This window comes from Thermodesulfovibrionia bacterium (genome assembly GCA_030646035.1).
Taxonomy (GTDB): domain Bacteria; phylum Nitrospirota; class Thermodesulfovibrionia; order UBA6902; family UBA6902; genus JACQZG01.
Genome location: JAUSMY010000025.1, coordinates 1 through 2,623, shown reverse-complemented (window position 1 = coordinate 2,623; position 2,623 = coordinate 1). Strand labels below are relative to the sequence as shown.

Genomic DNA, 2,623 nt, shown 5'->3' with positions numbered 1-2,623 from the left:
ACCCGTCTGCCACTGTACAGCCGCGGCACATCATTCCCATTGGTTATGGCAATTGCCGGCCCATTGATGATTCTGCCAAACGTTGGATTGAACGAATGGGGTCATGCATTCTGGTTCATGGAAGAATTGTTCAGTGCGCCACTGCACTGGGGCTTTGTGATTTTGGGTTGGGCAGGTTTGTTCTCGGGCGGTATTGCAGCACAGATCATCACCCGTTACTCGAATCTGACAGACGTGATCTGGAATAACCAAAGCAAAGAAATTCTCAATAACCGGATTGTTCCTTAATCTAGGCTATAGTTATCACGCTACCCAGAGATGAGTGGCGTGATAAAGAGATTAAAGTTGGCTTAAAGTTAGGGAAATGAGGGCTATAAGTCGACGGAAAGAAACAAAAGCGAAGACAAGAAAAGGAATCGTCATGTTTTCAAATTTAATATCACACGAATGAATGAAGGGAGGGTCTAGTGAGTAGAACAGACGAAATTATAGCCGCGGCAAAGATGCCGCCAGAAGCAGTCAAGATGTCCAGATATATCGATGCAGTGTATTTTCCAATTCTCTGTATTCTTCTGGTTGGCACCTATCACATGCACTTCATGTTGTTGGCAGGTGACTGGGATTTTTGGCTTGACTGGAAAGACCGTCAATGGTGGCCGGTTGTAACACCGATTGTAGGTATCATGTATTGTGCAGCCCTGATGTATTACTTATGGGTAAACTATCGCTTACCATTTGGCGCGACATTATGTATCGTATGCCTGTTAGTAGGTGAATGGTTGACCCGTTACTGGGGATTTTACTGGTGGTCACATTACCCACTTAACTTTGTATTACCATCAACCATGATTCCAGGCGCGTTGATGATGGATACAATCATGTTATTAACGGGTAACTGGCTGGTTACAGCACTGTTAGGCGGCGGTTTCTTTGGATTGTTTTTCTATCCAGGTAACTGGCCAATATTTGGTCCAACCCACTTACCAGTGGTAGTAGAAGGTGTATTGTTGTCAGTAGCTGACTACACCGGTTTCCTGTATGTACGTACAGGTACACCAGAATACGTACGTTTAATTGAGCAAGGCTCGCTGCGTACATTTGGTGGACATACCACAGTGATTGCGGCCTTCTTTGCAGCTTTTGTATCGATGCTGATGTTCTGCGTATGGTGGTACTTTGGCAAACTTTATTGCACCGCTTTCTACTATGTTAAAGGAGAAAGAGGTCGTATCTCGATGAAGAACGACGTAACAGCTTTTGGTGAAAAAGGCTTTGCACAGGGGATCAAATAATGAATATAAAAAGCATTTTTAAGCTGGGCGTATTAGGCCTGTACGGAGCCGCAATTGGAGCGGCATCACTGGCGGTTACGCTGGTAGTAGATGTAGCACCTGCAGCAGCACATGGTGAACGTTCGCAAGAACCGTTCCTGCGTATGCGTAGTATTCAATGGTATGACATGAAGTGGCAACCGAAAGTCACCAAAGTCAATGACATTGCGACGATGACAGGGAAATTTCACTTAGCGGAAGATTGGCCACGTGCAGTGGGCAAGCCAGGTCGTGCGTTTTTTAACGTAGGTAGCCCAAGCCCTGTGTTTGTGCGTCTGAGTACCAAGCTGAATGGACACCCAACATTCATTTCAGGTCCGTTGGAAATTGGACGTGACTATGAATTTGAAGTGAAACTGAAAGCAAGGATTCCAGGACGCCATCATATGCATGCGATGGTGAACGTAAAAGATGCAGGTCCAATTGCAGGCCCAGCATCCTGGATGAACATTTCTGGAAGTTGGGATGATTTTACCAATCCAATCACCACATTGACTGGTAAGAGCATTGACTTAGAAACATTCAACTTCAGCAATGGCGTATTCTGGCACATAGTATGGTTAGGTTTAGGTTGCTTCTGGATTGGTTACTTTGTAGCGAAGCCGATGTTCCTGCCACGTAGCCGTGTATTGTTGGCCTATGGTGATGAATTACTGACATCACCAACGGATAGAAAAGTTGGATTGGCAGTTGCAATTCTGACATGTGCGATTGTATGGGGAGGCTATCGTTATACAGAGAGCGTTCATCCTTACACAGTACCTATCCAAGCAGGTGAATCTAAAGTGGAGCCAATGCCGATTGCACCCAATCCAGTTGCGATCAAAGTGACTCATGCTAACTATGACGTACCAGGACGTGCACTGCGCGTAACCATGGAAGTTACCAACAATGGAGATTCAGCGGTTAACATCGGTGAGTTCACCACAGCTGGTGTACGTTTTGTAAACAAATTAGGTCAATCACATTTGGATCCTGATTATCCAAGAGAACTGGTAGCAACTGGTTTGAGCGTGGATAATGACAATGGTATTCAACCTGGTGAAACCCGTGAAATTAAGATGGAAGCTAAAGACGCATTATGGGAAGTACAACGTCTGATGGCTCTGTTGGGTGACCCAGAAAGCCGCTTTGGTGGTTTATTGATGACCTGGGATCAGCAAGGTAATCGTTATATCAACAGTATTGCTGGAGCAGTTATCCCAGTATTTACCAAGCTATAAGCCGAAACCTAGTATTAACACCGGTACACCACTGTCGAAAGACAGCCGGTGTACCGGTTTTTTTATGAG

General features: G+C 45.2%; 3 protein-coding genes. All 3 read left to right on the top strand.

Annotation, left to right across the window (positions count from 1 at the left end; translation table 11 throughout):
- A partial coding sequence (locus tag Q7U10_03665) for a methane monooxygenase/ammonia monooxygenase subunit C (protein ID MDO8281714.1) occupies nucleotides 1-288 on the top strand: 288 nt, incomplete at its 5' end.
- Between the two features lie 179 nt (nucleotides 289-467).
- Nucleotides 468-1,292 (top strand): methane monooxygenase/ammonia monooxygenase subunit A, encoded by an 825-nt coding sequence (locus Q7U10_03660; protein ID MDO8281713.1) that lies wholly within the window; start codon nucleotides 468-470, stop codon nucleotides 1,290-1,292.
- Nucleotides 1,292-2,554, top strand: coding sequence for a methane monooxygenase/ammonia monooxygenase subunit B (locus tag Q7U10_03655; GenBank protein MDO8281712.1), 1,263 nt, complete (start codon nucleotides 1,292-1,294; stop codon nucleotides 2,552-2,554). Before Q7U10_03660 ends, Q7U10_03655 begins: the two co-directional genes overlap by 1 nt.
- Nucleotides 2,555-2,623: the final 69 nt, after the last annotated feature.